At 52.9% G+C, this 19,604-nt stretch carries 21 protein-coding genes; 5 read left to right on the plus strand and 16 right to left on the minus strand.

Annotated features, from left to right (window positions below; all coding sequences use genetic code 11):
* Window positions 1–3 precede the first annotated feature (3 nt).
* From EJA70_RS28770 to EJA70_RS28835, 14 genes are all read right to left on the minus strand, one after another.
* Window positions 4–378 (minus strand): EamA family transporter, encoded by a 375-nt coding sequence (locus tag EJA70_RS28770; RefSeq protein WP_008079805.1) that lies wholly within the window; start codon window positions 376–378, stop codon window positions 4–6.
* Complete coding sequence (locus EJA70_RS28775) at window positions 378–1,067, minus strand: metallophosphoesterase (RefSeq protein WP_158835779.1); 690 nt, start codon at window positions 1,065–1,067, stop codon at window positions 378–380. The genes EJA70_RS28770 and EJA70_RS28775 overlap by 1 nt, the downstream gene beginning before the upstream one ends.
* Window positions 1,048–2,022: an ATP-grasp domain-containing protein gene (locus tag EJA70_RS28780; RefSeq protein ID WP_158835782.1), complete on the minus strand. Its 975-nt coding sequence runs from the start codon at window positions 2,020–2,022 to the stop codon at window positions 1,048–1,050. Before EJA70_RS28780 ends, EJA70_RS28775 begins: the two co-directional genes overlap by 20 nt.
* Window positions 2,019–2,876, minus strand: coding sequence for an NAD(P)-dependent oxidoreductase (locus tag EJA70_RS28785; protein ID WP_158835784.1), 858 nt, complete (start codon window positions 2,874–2,876; stop codon window positions 2,019–2,021). The genes EJA70_RS28780 and EJA70_RS28785 overlap by 4 nt, the downstream gene beginning before the upstream one ends.
* Window positions 2,873–3,601 carry a bifunctional 2-polyprenyl-6-hydroxyphenol methylase/3-demethylubiquinol 3-O-methyltransferase UbiG gene (locus EJA70_RS28790; RefSeq protein ID WP_008079811.1) on the minus strand — a complete coding sequence of 243 codons (729 nt, stop codon included), beginning with the start codon at window positions 3,599–3,601 and terminating at the stop codon, window positions 2,873–2,875. The genes EJA70_RS28785 and EJA70_RS28790 overlap by 4 nt, the downstream gene beginning before the upstream one ends.
* On the minus strand, window positions 3,594–4,538 hold the full coding sequence (locus EJA70_RS28795; protein WP_158835787.1) for a glycosyltransferase family 2 protein: 945 nt from the start codon (window positions 4,536–4,538) through the stop codon (window positions 3,594–3,596). Before EJA70_RS28795 ends, EJA70_RS28790 begins: the two co-directional genes overlap by 8 nt.
* A 241-nt stretch (window positions 4,539–4,779) precedes the next feature.
* A complete protein-coding gene (locus EJA70_RS28800; protein ID WP_256677762.1) occupies window positions 4,780–6,348 on the minus strand; it encodes a hypothetical protein in 1,569 nt (522 codons plus the stop codon).
* A 223-nt stretch (window positions 6,349–6,571) separates the two neighbouring features.
* Window positions 6,572–7,825, minus strand: coding sequence for a DUF6056 family protein (locus EJA70_RS28805; protein WP_158835790.1), 1,254 nt, complete (start codon window positions 7,823–7,825; stop codon window positions 6,572–6,574).
* Window positions 7,806–8,303 carry a hypothetical protein gene (locus EJA70_RS28810; protein WP_158835793.1) on the minus strand — a complete coding sequence of 166 codons (498 nt, stop codon included), beginning with the start codon at window positions 8,301–8,303 and terminating at the stop codon, window positions 7,806–7,808. The genes EJA70_RS28805 and EJA70_RS28810 overlap by 20 nt, the downstream gene beginning before the upstream one ends.
* A 15-nt stretch (window positions 8,304–8,318) precedes the next feature.
* The gene (locus EJA70_RS28815) at window positions 8,319–8,711 is read right to left on the minus strand and encodes a GtrA family protein (protein WP_158835796.1); all 393 of its coding nucleotides are present in this window, start codon (window positions 8,709–8,711) and stop codon (window positions 8,319–8,321) included.
* Window positions 8,712–8,726: 15 nt separating this feature from the next.
* On the minus strand, window positions 8,727–9,668 hold the full coding sequence (locus EJA70_RS28820) for an aldo/keto reductase (protein ID WP_218574222.1): 942 nt from the start codon (window positions 9,666–9,668) through the stop codon (window positions 8,727–8,729).
* Window positions 9,665–10,402, minus strand: coding sequence for a glycosyltransferase (locus tag EJA70_RS28825; RefSeq protein WP_158835799.1), 738 nt, complete (start codon window positions 10,400–10,402; stop codon window positions 9,665–9,667). The genes EJA70_RS28820 and EJA70_RS28825 overlap by 4 nt, the downstream gene beginning before the upstream one ends.
* Window positions 10,399–11,556: an FAD-dependent oxidoreductase gene (locus tag EJA70_RS28830; protein WP_158835802.1), complete on the minus strand. Its 1,158-nt coding sequence runs from the start codon at window positions 11,554–11,556 to the stop codon at window positions 10,399–10,401. The genes EJA70_RS28825 and EJA70_RS28830 overlap by 4 nt, the downstream gene beginning before the upstream one ends.
* A complete protein-coding gene (locus EJA70_RS28835) occupies window positions 11,556–12,581 on the minus strand; it encodes a glycosyltransferase (protein ID WP_158835805.1) in 1,026 nt (341 codons plus the stop codon). The genes EJA70_RS28830 and EJA70_RS28835 overlap by 1 nt, the downstream gene beginning before the upstream one ends.
* 262 nt (window positions 12,582–12,843) lie before the next feature.
* Here EJA70_RS28835 and EJA70_RS28840 point away from each other — a divergent pair, with 262 nt between their 5' ends.
* The 5 genes from EJA70_RS28840 (at window position 12,844) to fabF (ending at window position 18,719) form a co-directional block, all read left to right on the plus strand.
* Window positions 12,844–13,872 carry a glycosyltransferase family 4 protein gene (locus EJA70_RS28840; protein ID WP_158835808.1) on the plus strand — a complete coding sequence of 343 codons (1,029 nt, stop codon included), beginning with the start codon at window positions 12,844–12,846 and terminating at the stop codon, window positions 13,870–13,872.
* A gap of 87 nt (window positions 13,873–13,959) precedes the next feature.
* A complete protein-coding gene (locus EJA70_RS28845) occupies window positions 13,960–15,954 on the plus strand; it encodes a nucleoside-diphosphate sugar epimerase/dehydratase (RefSeq protein ID WP_158835811.1) in 1,995 nt (664 codons plus the stop codon).
* A gap of 110 nt (window positions 15,955–16,064) precedes the next feature.
* On the plus strand, window positions 16,065–16,400 hold the full coding sequence (locus EJA70_RS28850) for a helix-hairpin-helix domain-containing protein (protein ID WP_158835871.1): 336 nt from the start codon (window positions 16,065–16,067) through the stop codon (window positions 16,398–16,400).
* A gap of 212 nt (window positions 16,401–16,612) precedes the next feature.
* Window positions 16,613–17,407 carry an SDR family oxidoreductase gene (locus EJA70_RS28855; protein ID WP_158835814.1) on the plus strand — a complete coding sequence of 265 codons (795 nt, stop codon included), beginning with the start codon at window positions 16,613–16,615 and terminating at the stop codon, window positions 17,405–17,407.
* A gap of 31 nt (window positions 17,408–17,438) precedes the next feature.
* Window positions 17,439–18,719, plus strand: coding sequence for a beta-ketoacyl-ACP synthase II (fabF, locus tag EJA70_RS28860; protein WP_158835817.1), 1,281 nt, complete (start codon window positions 17,439–17,441; stop codon window positions 18,717–18,719).
* Here the strand turns inward: fabF and EJA70_RS28865 are convergent.
* Both EJA70_RS28865 and EJA70_RS28870 read right to left on the minus strand, forming a co-directional pair.
* Window positions 18,710–19,267, minus strand: coding sequence for a TetR/AcrR family transcriptional regulator (locus EJA70_RS28865; protein ID WP_158835820.1), 558 nt, complete (start codon window positions 19,265–19,267; stop codon window positions 18,710–18,712). The genes fabF and EJA70_RS28865 overlap by 10 nt on opposite strands.
* 138 nt (window positions 19,268–19,405) lie before the next feature.
* On the minus strand, window positions 19,406–19,573 hold the full coding sequence (locus EJA70_RS28870; protein WP_008079868.1) for a DUF2897 family protein: 168 nt from the start codon (window positions 19,571–19,573) through the stop codon (window positions 19,406–19,408).
* Between the last annotated feature and the right edge of the window lie 31 nt (window positions 19,574–19,604).

A 19,604-nucleotide genomic window follows, 5' to 3' on the forward strand; every position in this document is an offset into this window, starting at 1 on the left:
CGATCAGCCCCTGGCGGCGATGACCGTTCCAAGCACGATAAGGGCAATGCCTAATATTTTCTGTATGGAAATCGGCTCACTTAACAACCAGCCGCTTAGAAATAATACGACAACGAAGTTTAAGCTCATGAAGGGGTAGGCATGGCTCAAGTCAAACTTGGTCATGGCGGCCATCCAGGCCAGCGATGCTAGAAATGCGGCAATAAAGCCGGAGAAAATAATCGGGTCAAATAACAGCAGGATGACGAACTTGAGTTTTTCAAATGACTCCGATGGCAGTGCGCCAAATTTGCCGATTCGCCATTTAAGTATCAGTTGCCCATAGACGGTGAATCCGATGGTGGCGAGGATATAGAGGTAGTCAACCAGACGGCCCATCAAATCAATCCTTCCAGAGAGTCAATCTTCCCACCGATGCGCGAGCCAATAGTCAGGTTTTCATAAAAATAAGGGGTGAAGCCGGCCATTTTCATTTTGTTCTGTATTTTTCCAATGTCATATTCGACTCGATGCAGTTCAAAGCCGCTACGGTTGAGTATCGCAAACGACGCTCGTGGGTCTCCGTCGCGCGGTTGCCCCACTGAACCTGGATTGCAATAGGCTTTATCGTCTCCGGTCCAGAGGCATGGAACATGGGTATGGCCTGAAGCAAAGTACCGTCCTTCATGACGAGAAAAGTACTCGGTACTGGGTACCATGTATTCATCGAGGGGATCTATCCATCCACCGTGCACAATGTTCAAGTCGTTAATGCAGGCTTTAGGCTTCAACGACTGTAACCACTCTTTATTGGTATCGCTGATTACACTTCGCTGGTAGTCCAGACAGACATTCACACTGTTGGACCGAGGGCAACTCTCGCCCGTGGCGAGATACCAATCATGATTTCCCATCAGCGTGAAGATTTTTCGCGCTTGTAATGTTTCGCAGCATTCGTTTATTTCGCAATAGTAGCCGCCGACATCACCCAGACAAATGATTTCTGATACGTCCATCTCATCCAGGCGCGCAAGCACCGCTGCAAGGGCAACATGGTTGCCATGGATGTCAGAAATGATCCCGATCATAAACCACATAGTCCTCAATGAATCGCGTTGCGAATCCCGTCCTGATGGAGGGTTGCGCGGGAGTCATGCCGTTCAGATAGAAATCAACGCACATGGCGGCTTCGTTATAGCCAAACGCAGTCCGAATGGAACTGGTAGAGGACACTCTGGGGTTGATTTCCAGAAGCTTCCACTCGATACCATCCCGCCGGAACTGTAAATTTGTCGGGCCGATCGGCTTGAACAGCATGCAGAGGCGCTCTACAACCTCATCCAGACTGTCAATTTGTACAATTCTGGCGGTGGCTGTCGCACCTTCCTTTGATAGGTAACGTTGCATGCTGATCGACGCGCATACACTTCCGGAGCCGTCGCCAAATACGCCGACAGTAAACTCGTCGTCATCCGTGCCTATCAGCGGCTGTGCCAGAACATGCTCACCCAGCAGAGCGCTATGCGCCTTGAAATCAGTTTCATCTCTAACCCTTACCAAGCCCTTGGAAGCATAACTGCGGCGAGGTTTCAAAATGAAAGGTACCTCCAGCAACGCGCACAGATCTGGATAATTCCCGGCGATGTAGCTCGGAATTCTTGAGGGATCCTTCAAGTCCAGCAGTGCCTGATGCATCGCCCACTTGTCGCGCGACAGGTCGATAAGTTTTTGATTGTTGAGTACGAACTGGCAGTTGAATTCGGCGATTTTTTCGCGTTCGTCGGACAATCGGTGGACGTCTTGTTCGATGCCGGGAACCACCAGATCAACCCTGTGGCGCTCAATGATCTCTCCCATCCACTGCAGGTAGTCCGGGCTATTGGTGAGCGGCGCCCGTTCAAATGCATCGCACCAGGCTTGGCCTACCGCGGTGGGATATATATCCGTGCCCACCAGGCGCATTTGCGGGTGCGAGGCCCTTAAAGAGCGAAGCATTCCATAGCCCATGATTGCGCCGACGCCGGTGATCATGACAGTCGTCAAGAGTAAGTCTCCCTGTGAAGCTTGATGCGTCTGTAACCTTCCTCTATGCCAACGCGAGGTTGGTATTGAATCCTGGAATACAAGTCGAAGTCATGAATAGGAGGTAAGTCGAGCAGGTCCTGTCTATCAGGCCAGAATACGACGTTTCCCTTATCTGCTGTATCAAACGCACGATAGGCGGCACCTGCCATTTCACTCAGCTTTACAGACTGCGTATTCGCGCAGGTAAACACGCCTGCCAGGCGTTCCTGCAATACCCGCTTGATGATTTCTGTAAGGTCCGACAGGTGAATGTAGTTGCGCAGGGCATCGTGCGAGCCATACACCTCTACGGATTGGCCTGCCTGAGCCTTGTCAGCAATCAAATACAAGAACTCTTGATGTGGCCGGCAGAGTGCTGCGTCATCGTAGACTTGCGACGGCCGCAGTACAGTTAAATCCATTCCTCGCTCAGCGCAGTAATATTGAGCGGCTTCCTCGCTGTGCCGTTTAGTCAGCGCATAAATGCCGTAGTAGGGGTCCCGCGAGGAATAAGTGGAAAATACAGAGGACAGCAAAACAAAGTGCCTGGCCTTCACGCTGTGGGCTAACGAGCAGGCCGAAAAGGTGCCTGATGCGTTGACCATTTCGGCACGGATATAGTCTTGGTCAGTCGAGCCGCCGAAATCGGCAGCGACATGCACAACGGCATCAAATTGTTCGTTGATTGCCGGTGGGGAGTCCAGCACACTCAAATCGAAAAAGATATCTGCGTCGCGACGTCCTGCCAGCTTGACCTCCACCCCTTGGGACGTCAGGAACTCTGCGAGTGCTCTGCCAATGACAGAAGTGCTTCCGACAATCAAAATTTTCAATGAGTCTCTACCTGGGCTTCAAACAGCAACCCACAACTGAGTTCTGGGTAGTCGATCCCAACCTCGCACATGGCATGAACAATTGCCGGCTCCAGCTGCAATGACAATAATTGACTGGTGGTCATCGGCTTCAGGAAAATACCCTCCTTGCGAACAACATCGTAGCCACAGGATGTAAGCGCGGAGGAGAGACTGTTTACCGAATAGAGGCGCTCATGGCCAAGTGCGAGGTCACCCTCACCCAATGCCATCATATCCCCCAGCAGCCCGGCGGCATGACCAAAGCGACGGTGCAATGATTCGCCGTTGGGGACCGACACAAAGCAGCGCCCGCCAGGTGCAAGAAATTGCTTGAAACGCTGGAGAATCGCTTCCGGATCACTCACGTGCTCAAGGATAAAACCCAGCACAATCACATCGAACTGCTGACCTGGCTCGAACGTCTCGAAGTAGGACTCCACCACCGTTGCGTTACAGTCCGGATACTGCTGGTGAAATTGTTCGATAACGGATGCCGACCCATCTACCACCACATGTTGCGAGAAAAACTTGGAAAAACGCTGTGTGGTGTATCCATGGCCTATACCCAGTTCGAGCAAACGATCCGAGCTTTTGCATAGGCGCATGATCCGCTCCGGATACCAGTTCAACATAATATTATTGTCGAACTCGAAGCCGAAGCCTTTGCCATAAGCAGACAGATACGTATCAAGGCGATTAGTCATGACGATTTCCTTTATGGAAGTTTCGGACAATATAAAGCGGGCGGCGTTTTACTTCATGGAAGATCTTCGCCACATAGAGCCCTAGAATCCCGAGAAATAGAATGATGGTGCCGCCCAAAAACCATAGAGACAACATGATCGACGTGAAACCCGAGAGTACGATGTCAGGGTTTACCAGCTTTTGAATGAGCAGATACAAGCCATACAGCAACGACCCCAGCCAGATGATCAGACCGGTCGAAAATATCAGCGACAGTGGTGCGACGCTAAAGGAGGAAAAAGAGTCGGCGACTTGCAGCAGTTTTCGAGAAAGGCTGTAAGTCGACTTATGAATCTTCGGACGCGGTATTTTCGTCAACGACAAGGGGGTTTGTGTGAATCCTGCCCATGCAAACACACCGGCAAGATAGAGCACACGGTCGCCCACGCTCAGAAGCGCGTCGACGTACTGGCGAGTCATCAGTCGGCACGTCATTGGGTTATGCGGAATGCGTACATTCGACATGATATTCAACGTTGACCAGAAGGACTGTCCAAGAAAGTTGGATACTGGTGATGACACTCTTTCAAGTTGGATCCCATAAACAACGTCGGCTTGGGTTTCCTTCATTTTTTCGGCAAACAACGCCAACCACTCCGGCTGTTCTTCAAGGTCGCAGTCAAGCAGAAAAACATGTCCGCCGCGGGTATGTTCCAGTCCGGCGACGATTGCGGCGTGATGGCCAAAGTTTCTCGACAAGTCCACTACCTGGACGTGCTCGTCACCGCTCTGCAACTGAAGAGCCACCTGCAGCGAGTGGTCGGGAGAACCATCATTGACGAAGATGATTTCGTAGTCATCACCTGCCATCAGGCGCGCGGCCGAAGTGACACGCTGATAGAAATCCTCCAGAAAGGGGGCGGATCGGTAGAGTGTAGAGACAATGGAGAGTTTCATGGGTGGACATACCTCGTATAACGGTGAGCGTCCCTGTCGCAGTTGAAAGGCAGGCCAAATACCCAACCATTATGGGTGAAGTCCTCCCATAACTGCAGAGGCTCTGGGCAGTCACTGTAATAAAGACAGGCAAGCTGTATGCGTGCGTTAGTTAATACTTTCGCATCTATTGGTTGTGTCGCAGACCTTCCAGAGTTACCACTGAAAAGAGGCATGATTTGATTGCAAATGGGCAATTTTTTCATGGGTTTTCCTTCCTGGCCTTATAAATTTCGTAGGCTGGGGAAGGCGAGTCCGGCAATTTCTCGAAGTGGTCGGTTATGTACTTATAAATAAGCGGATAAGTATTTTTGAAGCGTAGATCATCCCTGCCATCCAGAGCGAAGTCGAAAACGAAAGCAAAGGCTGGAGCGCTCGCTTGTATCCTGGAGATTTCTTCTCGTTGAAACTCGACTGAGCGTGGCCATAGAGCATAGATACTCCACATAGGCGCCTTTCTATTCAGCAGTGCGTAGGCTCCCGGCCAAAATGGTGTAACCAGAATGTTTTGCCCGTTGACCGCGTAGGTCGAAGTCAACGTTCTGAGTAGTTCGATATCGTTGGCGGTGTTGTTGTCAACGTTCAGCGAGCTGTCCGATATATCAATGCTCACGCACCGGGCTTGATCGAGACACTGGGCGCCTGGCTGATAGGCTGACATGACCCAGAGGCTGGAAGCAGCCAAGGTAAGGACAAGTGGCCATTTCAAACGGGGTGTCTGAATAGAAATCAGGGTCAGGCAGGCGAGCAGAAATGGGAACAAGCCTTGGGCCAAGTGACCAATGTCGGCGCGCGAGTAAGCATAGTGCGCGTAGGGCAGTGTGAGAAACGAAGACGCTACGAAGGCAGGAGGGACCGAGAGTTTTCGAAGCCGTTGCACCGTTACCCACAAAACCGAGCCCAATCCGAATGCGGGTAGAAGTATAAAGAAAACTCCTACAAGTGCCTGGCGTACGGATTCGACGAATGAATTTGAGGAGAAATCAACTTTCCAGGGCCACGGCACAGGTAAGGAAATATTGGTTGTTTTCATTTCGAAAATTAACCGGACACTGTCCAGAAATGCTGTGCCAAAACCTGGGATAAACAATGCCATCATGTAAATCGGCGAAAATCCGACGACTACGCCCAGACCCCAATAAAGGCCTGACTGAATAAAACCTCTTGCGCCCGTGGTGCTCAGACTTAGCCAGATCAGGCATCCCAGACTGCCGGCAATGCCGTAAAGGCCGTGGTTTCTTCCAAAGAACGCGACCAGACCGATACATAGACCAGCGACGAAGTATCGACCATGGCTCGGCTTCGCTATCAGAAATGACAACGTTCCTGTAAGAAATACCGACAGGGACAAGTCGAATATTTTGTGTCGCGGAAACATCCAGAGCGCAAGGATTATTCCAGCCACGACTAGAAAGCCAAGTGAGTATTTTGCGTAAGGCTTCATTGTTCGGGAGATAAGTAACAGCCCGACAAATATTCCAAGTACCTGGAAGCAATCAATCGCCAGCCGAAGCGCCATGATGCCGCTGCTTCCAACGGCTGTCATGAAAGCCGCTGACCAGTAATATCGGCCAGGGTCATACGCCATGAAGTCCTGGATTGGCACTTCGCCAAGCATTACACGTTGGGCGCCATACCAGAGAAAACCCTCATCCCACAGACTGAACCCGGTATGACCCTGCCAGAGAAACGCAAAGAGCACGATCACGGCCGCCAGCATGAGGGCGATGAAAGGTTCACACCATGTGTTTTGTCGCGTCGCGAGTGTCATCGGGTTTTCTGCACAAAAAACGCGTATTTTAATCGGTATGACGCCCGCTCTGTAGCTTTTTTTCGCCCCGCGAGTACTCAGAAGGCCATCTGGATGAAAGGCCTGAGATGCATCATGAGCGCTTGGATCTGCCAAAGGGCAGGGGGGATTTCGCTCGATTTGGAGATATAAAAAAACCAGTCGAATTGACTGGTTTTTTGTTGGCGAGTCACGTATTCCACGTCTACAGCTTATGGGGCTCGATGAGGGCGTGTTGATGCATCGCTTCTTTGAGTAACAGGCAGATTAGCATGAGGCCGATAACGTCACCTGCGAGCAACACCCGGAAACCGGATTCATAGGCTGTAGGTGAAAGCCCAACCAGCGTAGTCGACGCTGTGTGCAACAAAAGTAAAAATACAGCCAGGCAAAAGCTCGCATTGGATGAAAAAATGCGTCTGATTATGTAGGTCGCACTCACAAGGGAAAGAATTGTTAGCGTATAGGAAGCAAAATATTCAAGGCCGAGGCCTGAACTCAAATACCGGATTGAAAATGAGTCGTTATTTGCAGTGCTCAGCAGATAAGAAAACAGACTGCCTTGGAAAACCCCTGCGATAGCAAGCAGAAATGCTGTTCGCTTGAACTCGAATTGTTTATTCAGCGTCAGAAGCGCCAGCAGTAAGGCAATTATTTTTGGGTAAAGGTTGCTTGCGTCCGTGTAGTGCGCGTTGAAAACGTCAAAGCCCGTCAACACTTTTCGCACGAAGGAGTAGTCGCCGAACTCCGGCATATAGCGCATCTCTGACGCCAGTCTCAGATAGTTTCCCGGCGCTGAGACAAGCGTTGCGAATCCCGTCAGGGCCACGAGTAACAGGCAGACTCGGTAAGCAAACGTTGTATTTCTGTCCCAGAGCAAAGTGACCAGAAAAAAGCCGAGCATCGAAAAACCGACCTGCTCTGACTGCGAGGCGATAAAGGCAAGCGGAATGACCAAATTCTTTTCTATCGTCGAAAAGGCGGACGGGCGCGCGAACACTGCACAGGAAAAGAGGCCAGCAGAAACAGGCAGGAGATAATTATAAAAACCGGTAACGTAGAAGGCGGTAGTGTCGAGAATGGAGTGATTGATTAGCAGTAAAAAAAACAGGCATAAAGGAATGCCATAGCAATAGTGAAGCTTGTCTGCAAAAAACGATTTCCATGTGGCATAGGCACACAGTAGCAAGCAGGTAGGGATCGCGAGCTTCCACAGGGTCGGGATGGCGATCGTGATAAACATGATCCCCTCAATGGCTATACGTCCCGTCCATGTGTGATAGCGTTCTGATAAATAATCCAATGGGGACATGCCCGACGTCGCAGCAGCGAGGAATGTGGCGTCGTCTGAGAAGACTTTTATATCAAGTGAGAAAAACAGGCTGGCGTAAAACAACACCAGGAAGAAACAAAAGCCAATCAGATTGTAGGTGTTGGAATTATTTCGCAGAGCAGACATTTTCACCTCCGTAATGCATGACACCTTTAGAGTCTTCAAGGTAAAGTTTTACTGAAGTTCCAAAGTTTTCCTGGAGCTTGTAGCGAATGCCGGAGGCAGAAAAACCGTGCAGATGGTAGTCGCTTTTGATCTTCAAAAAATCACTCACATCTTTACGGTACAGGCGGCGGGTGGTCAGTTTTATTGCGCCTGCGGGCCCAGTGGCGAACAAGTGGATCTTGATTGTGTTATCGGGTAGATCCAGCAGTGCCCATCCGCTGATTGACAGCCAGAGTGAATTGATTTCACATTTGTCGAAATTGGCTTTGATTTGCGGGATGTAGTTGTCCTGGAGTGGAAGCGCTGCTCGATGCGTGGTGTTGTTCGATATAAAGAGTGCGCCGCCGATGACAATAGAAAGCGCGATAGCCAGTCCATACAGTAATGGAGGGAAGCGCAAAGCTATTTCCTGGATTTTTTCGACCAATGCGTTTGACACTTTACTTTCCTGTGATTAATGGCAGGAGTTGGAGGCTTGTTTTTTTTCTGAGAAAACGAATTTTTTATTAAGTATGTAGAAAATAACGGTGTACGTGATCATGGCGAAAATTTGCGCAATCTTTGGGTTGATACCAAGCCACTGATAGCCGATGAGAAGTACTAGCTGATTGGCTGCAAATGCTATGCAAAACGCGACAATGAATTTCGGGATGGTGCTACGGTTGGTTGTCGATTGGTTGAATACGAAAACCTTGTTGAGCAAAAATGCAGCAATCAGCGCAACACCGTAACCGATTGTATTTGCACACGCCGGGCTCATATTAAGTAATGTAACAAGTAGCAGGAATACACCGTACCCAATAGCGGTATTGGCAACGCCGGCGAAAAGGTATTTGAGCGGTTGCATTATTTACGCGATATCCTATGCCGAAGGCAGGTCTTTGGTTAATTGATCGAATACCTTCAGCCCTGTGGGTTTGTCAGCGTGAGCTTCCAGTAATGCCCAGTAGGCGAGCGTGCCCTTTAGCTGTTCCAGGTTTCTTGGGCCGATGACAATGCCGGAGAGAACCGGGTTGACATAGGACGCGGCGAGAGCAAGTTCGTTGAGTGTCGTGGGTCTTGGATTGAATTCATGTGGTGAATTAATAAACTCCACAAGTTTTTCAGTGAACAACTCAGAGATATTGATGTTGCGTAACGCTATCGAGCTGCCGGTTTTCGGCGCTTCGCTCTTCAAGCCGCCAAGATTTATGCCGTAAGCAAGATATTTGGCGTTGGGGAACCAAGTCTGGTAGGCCTCCCGGGCCTTTTGGGTCATGATGTTTTCTTTAACCTGAATTATCCATTTCTGTGCCAGTGTCGGTTCGGCCTTGAAATACAGTTCCGGGTATTTGATGCCTGAAAGACCGATAGCCAATCCTGTTTGATTTAATCGTGACAGGGTCTGGACGGTCTGCGCGATGCTGTCGCGGGCTTCATCCGATCGGTTGTCCCAGTGAACTGAAATACAGGACAGCGTGTCTGCGAACTGTTCCTGCAAAGAGCGGACTGCGTGCTCAATATCATCGGTGGACAGTTTTATGTCGGGCGAGCCCATGTTGTCTCTGGAGCCGATCTTGACGATCAACTTCAGATTCGATTCCCGATTGGATTTGACCCAGTCTGCAATCCAGTGAACTGCTAACCCGAAATCCGCAGCTTGCTTGTTAATTGGGTAGTTGGTGGCGGTGTCGACGAATTGGCCACCCTGCGCCAGGAAGTACTCCAGCAGAGCGTAGGCTTCGCTGCGGTCTATCCCCCAACCCCAAAGGGCTGTGCCTAGAACAAGCTGCTTGTTGTCCGGGGTGAAGTTCGGCATGTTCATGGCTTTTGCTTGTCGCTGTTAAGGCGTTGGCGCAAGGCAAATATTGCCTTGAGGTATTCGATCGTCAATTTTATTACTTTGACCTTCGAGTTTGGGTCGTCAGTCCAGGTCACCGGAATGTCCAGCACTCGATACTTCAAGTGTTCACCGGTGATCAGTACTTCGGTGGCAAAAAACCAGCCATCACTCTGTGCGCCGGTTTTCATCAGCGAATCAAGAGTGCTGCGTTGGAGAAATTTGAACCCGCACATGCCGTCACTGAATGAGGTGCCGAATACAGTCTTGACGATCAGGTTGAAACCGAAACTGGTGACATTGCGCAGCGGTTTTCTACCGATGACCTTGGCACCTTTTGCCAGGCGGGAGCCTGTGACGATATCGGCTTTATTGGTTTTCAATGCTTCGAGTGCGGGCCGCAAGTGGCGCAAGTCTGTCGCCAGGTCAAGGTCCATATAGCCGACGATGTCCGCAGTTGATTGAGACCAGGATGCCTTGAGGGCGCGGCCGACACCTCGTTGTTCCAGGCGAAGATACTTGACGCCAGAGAGGGTCTTTTCCAGTTCGAGGGCAATTTCCTGCGTTCTGTCAGTCGAGCCATTGTCAGCCAGCACGATGCGGATGGGCCCCAGATCACTCAGGTTGTTGCTGATGTATTCACAGGTCTTTCTGACTTGTTCGGCGAGCGTGCCTTCTTCATTCAGAACTGGAATAGTGATTTCAATCGGTGTATTCATTTTGAATGCTCTGAAAGAGTTTCGTCCGAACGGGAAAGGTCTTCTGTTTCAAGCTTTTCCAGTACGTCATAAATATTGTCAATCTTGCCGCCAAGGATGGAGTAGCAACCTGGCAGTGATTCGTGTTTTTCAAACAGAATCGGCCTGCCGTCGTCCCCTTCGTTCTTGGTAAGAATGGTTTTGACTTCAAACAAGGAGTCTGCGTATTTGGAGTCAAGTACGGATGGCAAGTAGCGCCCAATGTCACGAATCATGCGATCGACGCGGGTATCTCGCGGGTATCTATCCAGCTTCTGATAAGGATTGGTCCCGGGTTCGTCCGTCCAGTGCATGTGCGGGGTATAACGCACGTGCGATACGGTGTGTAAATTACGCGCCGGGAAGGGCATGATTGAAAAGAATGGCCCGTCCATCACAGTAATGCCCAAGTCATTCAGTGTCGGTGGCATCTGCATCAATGCCATTTCGGTAATTTCCTGTTTCAATCCTGTGCGGGTGCCGGGAAAGTCTCCGCCGAACTGATTCAAGCCGCTGTAAGTGCAATTGAACACGTACCGGCTGTTGATCAATTCTTTTTCTCTGTCGTGGCGCGCCAGAATGACGTTCAGCGTCTGGTTGGCGCCTTGGAAGATGTCGATTGCCTGGGTTTGCAGGCGAACGTTGACGGCGCTCTCCTGTAGTTCGCGAAGTGCCCACTGCGCGAGCTTGGTCGAGTCGAAAGCATACTCTTCAACCAGAAATACTTCTTCAATCAGGCGCGGTTCAAACAGTGCTCGAAGCGCGGGGCTTGCTAATTCTATTTTTGCACCGATCTCTCGGTAGAAGCGCTCAAATTGATTCGCGGTAACTTTCGAGTTACGCCGGGCAATCGCATAAAGTTTGGTGAAATCCTGTTTCACGGCCTCTGGCCAGTCCAGGACAAATTTCGGCAGGTTGATCCGGCTGCGATAGGCTGTCGTATAGCTGCGAGGGTAGTGATAGCCGTTATGGACGCGGGCCTGGTTGTTATAGGAGGCGCGGGAAAGCAGTGAAGATTCACGTTCAATCAGAATGACTTGCTTCATGCCTCGCTGTTTGGCGAGGTAGACCGCAATCGCTGCGCCGTAAAACCCTCCGCCAATTACGACGGCATCCTGCGCATTGGTCGTCGACATCAGGCAGTCCGACCCGACACAGAAGGCGAAGCCGTCTTTTCTGCGGAGGCCACTTCCTCGATGTTCAGCTTTTCCCGACGAGTTATCCGGGCGCTGGTGAACTCTTGGGCGATATGATAAAGCGGGCCTTCATTCGACAGGCTGGTCATGTGCAGGATGTACTCCCCCAGAACCATCAGAACCAGCGAGATCAGAAAAAACATACCTGACTGCTGCAGGGAGAGGCTGATCCAGCCAGGGGCAATGTCTGTTTTCAACAGTCCGCTGGCGACCACGTAGAACGAATACACCAAGTTAGCCACCGCGCCAAACATCGACAGTGACGTGACGAGGCGCATGGGGGCCCGAGTGGTGGAGACAAGCAGCAACATGCCGCGATCGATACTTTCGCGCAGGCGTTTTTTTTCAGTCACGCGAGGTGTTGAACTATAGCTGAGGTTGTCGCGCGCGAATCCGCCCGTTGCCGGAAGATGTCGATAGGTGACTGCAGGCTGCGGGTGCTGGAGGATGAAGTTGATCACTCGTTTGCTAAGCAATCGATATTGCGGTGCTTCCGTCGACAGGTGGATGCCATTGAACGACTTGTAGGCCTTGTTGAAAATGGCATAAGCGGTTTCGTAGGCGAGACTCTGCGCAGGTTTCTGCTTGTTATTGGCGAAAACCACGTCAGCACCACTGACGGCTTTGTCGAGCATTTCAGGCAAAAAAGCGATGTCGTCAACCAAGGGATCGATCACGACGACAAAGTCACCCAAAGCGTTTTCCAGACCTGCCCAGGCCGCGGTGTCTGCGTCAACTTCTTTGGTCAAGGCATAAACTTGCAAGTTGGGAAGTCCATTTTCCGCTGTCAGACTTTTGAGTATGGATATGCTGTTATCGTCAGACGCGTTATCAACAACAATCAGCTCATAATCGCTGACCAGGGTGGACATTCGTTCGACGGCATCTGCCAAGATACTTCCAATATGGTTGGATTGATTGCGTACTATAAAAACAACCGAAAGAAATACCGGGAAAAATACCATTTAAAGTCCTCCAGACGCCTGCAGCCAGCCGGCGTCCATAAATTCGAAAAAAGCCCGCAATCTTAATCTGCACAGTGGGTTGCGTCACCTTTTTCGTGCATGGCAATTTGCTTTCCGCGCTTTTAAAAAAAGCATTGCAGTACCACGCTGCGGTGATTTCGCGGGATCCGGCCGGCGTGCATGGTGTACTCTTTGCCGTTTTAATTCCTTTGTGGTCCGGGGAGTTGCCCATGACCCTTTACGTTTCGGAGTGATGCGCTCAATGACATTCTGGTGGCTCATGCCTGCGGCCTGTGGCCTTTCTTTTGCCTTGACGGCGGCATTGCGCCGATATGCCTTGTCTCGCAGCATGCTCGATGTGCCGAATGATCGCAGTTCCCACACGGTGCCGACACCACGAGGCGGCGGTGTTTCGATTGTCATCACATTCGTGTTGTCGCTTTTGGGCATGTGGCTGGGGGGCGTTATCGATACCGGGTTTTTCACCGCAGCTGCAGGGGCCGGTCTGTTGATCGCCTTGATCGGATTCATGGATGACCATGGCCATATTGCTGCTCGGTGGCGTTTGCTCGGGCATTTCATTGCCGCCGGCTGGGTGCTCGCCTGGACGGGAGGACTCGCGCCTGTGCAGGTGTTAGGGGCCACCTTCAACCTCAGTTGGATAGGTCATTTCCTCGCGCTGTTTTACTTGGTCTGGTTACTGAACTTGTACAACTTCATGGATGGCATCGACGGCATTGCCAGTGTGGAAGCGATTAGCGTCTGTGCGGGCGTGGGCTTGCTTTACTGGGGCAGTGGTCATGCGAGTCTGGCTTGGGGGACGTCGTTGCTGGCATTGTCGGTGTTTGGCTTTCTGTTGTGGAATTTTCCTCCGGCGAAGATCTTCATGGGGGATGCCGGTAGCGGGTTCCTCGGGATCGTCCTGGGGGCTTTGTCACTTCAGGCAGCGTCTGTCGATCCTCGTTATCTTTGGGCCTGGTTGATTTTACTGGGGATATTTATCGTTGATGCCACGTTTACCCTGCTCCGGCGCTTACTGCGAGGCGACAAGGTTTATGAGGCTCATCGAAGCCATGCCTATCAATATGCGTCACGCCAGTATGGGCGACATTTGCCGGTGACCGTGGCCGCGGGCGTGATCAACCTGCTCTGGTTGTTTCCGGTGGCATATTGTGTCGTCGTGCTCGGGTTGGATGGCTTGCTGGGGGTTGCTGTCGCTTACACCCCGTTAGTACTTTTGGCGGTGAAGTTCCACGCTGGAGAGCTTGAAGTCAAAACCGTTGCTCGGTGACAGATGGACAAATTCAGTACGGTTTCGGATTATTCCGTACAATGGTCGCGGAAATAGCGGGTTAACGCGCCGGGTCGGTTGAGGTTTATGGATAAATTACGCGCCTTTTTGCTGGGCTTGCCACGCAGGCAGAAACGACTGATTCAAGTAGCCACAGATGTTTTTCTGGTCTGGGGCTCGCTCTGGCTCGCCTTTATCGTCCGACTCGGCATCGACGATATGTATAACCCGCTGAGGGCGCATTTCTGGCTGTTTGTCAGCGCTCCAATTATCGCTATTCCTCTGTTTATTCGTTTCGGCATGTACCGTGCCGTCATGCGCTACTTCGGCAACGATGCGCTGATTGCGATTGTCAAAGCTGTCAGTCTCTCTTCGCTGATCCTGGCGCTGGTGGTCTATTGGTACAGCAATCATGAAGCGGTTGTTCCGCGATCGATCATTTTCAACTATTGGTGGCTCAGTCTCGTCATTATCGGCGGCTTGCGCCTGTGCATGCGCCAGTACTTCATGGGCGACTGGTTCACGGCGGCTCAGCATGTACCCTTCACCAACCGTGAAGACGGGCTGACCAAAGTCGCCATTTACGGCGCGGGTGTTGCTGGCAATCAGCTCGTCGCAGCGTTGCGAATGGGGCGGGTAATGCGCCCGGTCGCGTTCATTGATGATGACGCGAGTATCGCTGACCGTTCGATTTCCGGCCTGCAGGTTTACAAACCCAAACACATCCAGCAAATGATCGATGTGACCGGTGCGCAGGAGATTCTTCTGGCGCTGCCGTCATCGACCCGCGCGCGTCGCCGCGAGATTCTGAATCTGCTGGAAGGCTTCCCGCTCCACGTACGCAGTGTTCCGAACTTCACTGATCTGGCCAGCGGCCGCGTCAGGGTTGAAGACATTCAGGAAGTCGATATTGCCGATTTGCTGGGGCGCGATGCCGTGCCGGCGCAACCTGATCTGCTGGCGCATTGCATCAAAGGCAAGGTCGTCATGGTCACAGGGGCTGGCGGCTCCATCGGCTCGGAATTGTGTCGGCAGATTTTTGCCTTGGGCCCGACCACGCTGATTCTGTTCGAACACAGTGAATTCAATCTCTACAGTATTTTGTCCGAGCTGGAACAACGCGGCAGCCGTGAGTCGGTGCCAGTGCGGTTGTTGCCGATTCTGGGGTCCATTCGCCATCAGGAAAAGCTCCTGGATGTGATGAAAACCTGGCAGGTCGATACCGTTTATCACGCTGCGGCCTATAAACATGTGCCGATGGTCGAGCACAATATTGCCGAAGGTGTGCTCAATAACGTAATCGGAACACTCAACACTGCTCAGGCTGCCTTGCAGTCCGGCGTGTCCAATTTCGTCTTGATTTCGACGGATAAGGCGGTTCGCCCGACCAACATCATGGGCAGTACCAAACGCTTGGCCGAGCTGACCCTTCAGGCGCTCAGCCGTGAGGTCGCCCCTGTGATGTTCGGTGACAAGGTCAATGTCTCACGCGTCAACAAAACCCGTTTCACCATGGTGCGGTTCGGCAATGTGCTGGGCTCGTCAGGCTCGGTCATTCCGTTGTTTCACCGCCAGATCAAGTCCGGTGGCCCGCTGACGGTCACCCATCCGAAAATCACACGCTATTTCATGACCATTCCCGAAGCCGCGCAGCTGGTTATTCAGGCGGGGTCCATGGGGCAGGGCGGTGATGTGTTCGTCCTCGACATGGGCGAGCCGGTAAAAATCGTCGAACTGGCGGAGAAAATGATTCATCTGTCCGGTTTGAGCATTCGCTCCGAGCGCAATCCGCAGGGTGACATTTCCATCGAGTTCACCGGATTGCGCCCTGGCGAGAAGCTCTACGAGGAGCTGCTGATCGGCGACAACGTCGCTGCGACGCCACACCCGATGATCATGACCGCCAATGAAGATCACCTGCCCTGGGATGTCTTGAAGGTCCGATTGAGCGAATTGCTCGCTGCTGTCGAGCGGGATGACTATTCGCGCGTACGCCAATTGCTGCGCGAAACTGTCAGCGGCTACACCCCCGATGGCGAAATCGTTGACTGGATCTATCAGCAACGCCGTCTCGAGCCCTGATTGTTTCACATCCTGTAACGCTCGAATTTTTGACATGTGCCCCTCATGACCTACGTTTGGAGAGCAGCTTCGGAAAAGCTGCTTTCTCAAATGATGATGGAGCGTCACTTATGCGTACCGGTTATTTCTACTCGTTGATTTTTGCCTTGCTCACCAGCGCCTCGATAACGGCGATTGCAGCGCCTGCTACGACGCCGGAGTTGCCGAAGGCGCCTCTGGTGACTGACTTGGCCGCCACTTCCCAAGTCGCAAAAATCGATCTCAACGACGCCGACGCGGCAATGTTGCAGAAAGAGCTGTCCGGGGTCGGTGAAGCCAAGGCGAAAGCGATTGTTGCATATCGAGAAACAAACGGGCCGTTCGCATCCGTGGATGAATTGCTGGAAGTGAAGGGGATTGGCAAGGCGATCCTTGATCGCAATCGTGAAAAGCTGGAAGTGAACTAAGCTGATTTTTCCACGCCATGAGGCCGGTCATTGACCGGCCTTTTTTGTTGCAGCTGTTTGATGCAAGTCGTAATGGGCGTGAAGACGTTCGTCGGACGATAAAAAATTACGACTATCATATCGGCTTTAGATTATGCCTATAATAAATTGTCGGCACGGATTGTCATGTCCTGTGCGGCTTTCTCATTTCGAGCATTTTCAGGAGTACTGGCATGAATTCCGCAAAATCCCAAGGCACGGCTCTGGTGACTGGCGCATCGTCCGGTATCGGTGCGATCTACGCCGAGCGTCTGGCCGCACGTGGTTTTGATCTGCTGTTGGTGGCGCGTGATCAGGAGCGTCTGGAGAAGGCTGCAAGCCAATTGCGCGAAGCCCATGGTATGCAGGTCGAGGTGCTTAAAGCGGATCTGACGCAAAAGGACGATGTGCTCAAGGTCGAACAGCGTCTGCGCAGTGATTCGAGTATCAGCCTGTTGCTGAACAACGCCGGAGTTGCCGCCGACGGTCTGTTGGCCAACGCCGATCTGGATCAACTGGAGCGCTTGATCCAGTTGAATATCACCGCAGTCACGCGTCTGGCTTCTGCCGCTGCCGCCGCTTTCGCCAAGGCCGGGCGCGGTACAATCATTAACATCGCCTCGGTGGTAGCGCTGTTTCCGGAACGCTTTAACGCCACTTACAGTGCCAGCAAGGCCTACGTGCTGAGTCTCACCCAATCGCTGAACGCCGAGCTTGAGGGCACCGGGGTTCAAGTCCAGGCTGTATTGCCGGGGGTTACCCGCACTGAAATCTGGGAGCGCTCCGGAATCGACGCCAGTGGTATTCCGGCGGAAATGGTCATGGAAGCCGGTGAGATGGTTGATGCAGCGCTGATCGGCCTGGATCAGGGCGAGTTGATCACCATTCCGTCACTGCCCGATGCCGCTGATTGGCAAGCATTCGTCGCTGCGCGCCATGTCTTGGCCCCGAACCTTTCGCATAGTTCGGCAGCCCAACGCTACAAGTAAGGCCAATCCATTGATCAGAGGACACCACGGTATGGATCAGCGTCGAGTAGTCGTCACGGGGATGGGCCTGGTTTCACCCTTGGGCAGTGATGTCGAAGTGGTCTGGCAACGCTTGTTGGCGGGGAACTCAGGTTTGCGTCATTTGCCGCAGGCAGTGGTCGCTGATCTGTCGACGCGCATTGGGGGCAGGGTGCTGAGCCTGGAAGAGGATGCCGAGGCGGGTTTCGATCCGGATCGCGCCACGCCACCCAAAGAACAGAAAAAGATGGATCGTTTCATTCTGTTCGCCATGGAGGCGGCACGGCAGGCGCTGGAGCAGGCAGGCTGGCATCCCTCGCAAGCCGGTGAGCAGGAACGCACTGCAACGATTATCGGCTCCGGAGTCGGCGGCTTCGGCGCAATTGCCGACGCCGTGCGCACCACCGACAGTCGCGGTCCACGACGTTTGTCTCCGTTCACGATTCCGTCGTTTCTGGTCAATCTGGCGGCCGGGCATGTGTCGATCCAGCACGGTTTGAAAGGTCCCTTGGGCGCACCCGTGACGGCATGTGCCGCCGGGGTTCAGGCGATTGGCGATGCGGCACGGCTGATTCGCGCCGGCGAAGCGGATATTGCTGTGTGCGGCGGGGCAGAAGCGGCGATTGATCGGGTCAGCCTCGCCGGGTTCGCTGCCGCACGGGCGCTGTCCAGCGGCTACAACGACACCCCCGAACGTGCTTCACGCCCCTTTGATAGCGGGCGCGACGGTTTTGTCATGGGCGAGGGCGCCGGCCTGTTGGTCATCGAATCACTGGAACATGCCTTGGCCCGGGGCGCTCGGCCTCTGGCTGAACTCGTCGGGTATGGCACCAGCGCTGACGCCTATCATCTGACCGCCGGGCCGGAAGACGGCAGCGGTGCGCGCCGGGCGATGGCGTTGGCATTGACTCAGGCCGGAATAAACCCGGATCAGGTACAACACCTCAACGCTCACGCGACCTCCACGCCGGTGGGTGATCTGGGTGAGTTGGCAGCGATCAAGAGTGTGTTTGGTCAGGACAATAAAATAGCCGTCACTTCGACCAAGTCAGCCACCGGGCATTTGCTCGGTGCTGCCGGCGGGCTGGAGGCGATTTTCACGTTGTTGGCGATTCGCGATCAAGTGGTGCCGCCGACGCTGAACTTCGACAACCCGGATCCGGCTACCGAGGGCGTGGACATTGTCCATGGCCAGGCAAGGTCGATGCCGATTGAATACGCACTGTCCAACGGCTTCGGTTTCGGCGGGGTGAACGCCAGCGTGTTGTTCAAGCGTTGGTCGGATCAGTCCTGATCCTGTTTCAGATGAGCGCGTGTGACGTCGAGAATCCGCTGGGCCAATTGCGGGTTCTCGACACTGCGCGCGAGCACCAGCGCGCCGACCAAGGTGGCCATGATGACGATGCTGCGATCGGCGGCGCTCTCGCCACCCAGAGCGTTTTGCACTTGTTCCAGTCGGGCGTTGAGCACGCCGTCGGTGGTCGGGCTTGGCTGGCCGCGCAAGCCGAGCTCTGAAGACATGGTGGGCAGCGGACACCCTTCATGAGGTGAGGTGTAGTGCCATTCGGACAGGTAACTGTCGATGAAGGCTTGCAGTGGCAGCGCTTCGGAAAACAACATCGCGCAGTGTGCATCAAGTTGTTCCCCTGCTTCCTGCAGGGCCTTCTCCACCAACTCGTCCTTGGACTTGAAGTGCGAATAGAAGCCGCCATGGGTCAGACCTAGCGCTTTCATCAAGGGTTGCAGGCCAGTGGCGCCAATTCCGTCCTTGCGAAATCGTGCCGAAGCCTCCTTGATGATGCGCTGATGAGTCTGGGCTTTATGGTCCTGCGAGTAACGCATCTGAAACTCTCTCTGCAACAAGGCCACCATCTTAACCACGGAAAATTAAATGGTGACTGTACTTCTACTTCTAAAAAGCATGCAGATAAGTCCAAAGCGTCGAAAAACACAAACCCCGCCGATTGGGCGGGGTTTGTTTCAGCGGTCTTGCGCTTCTTTGGCATCCGCTTCGGCATTGCGCTCAGCGATGCGTTTGCGTTCTTCATCGGTCAGTTCGACCTTGTTGGCGGTGTCTCGCAACATCATCAGACCGCCAACGATCGAGCCGATTGCAACGACCAGAATCAACCAGGCATACCAGGGCATAACGGCTCTCCTTAATGGCAGATCGACCGAC

Source organism: Pseudomonas sp. PB103 (genome assembly GCF_009764635.1).
Taxonomy (GTDB): Bacteria; Pseudomonadota; Gammaproteobacteria; order Pseudomonadales; family Pseudomonadaceae; genus Aquipseudomonas.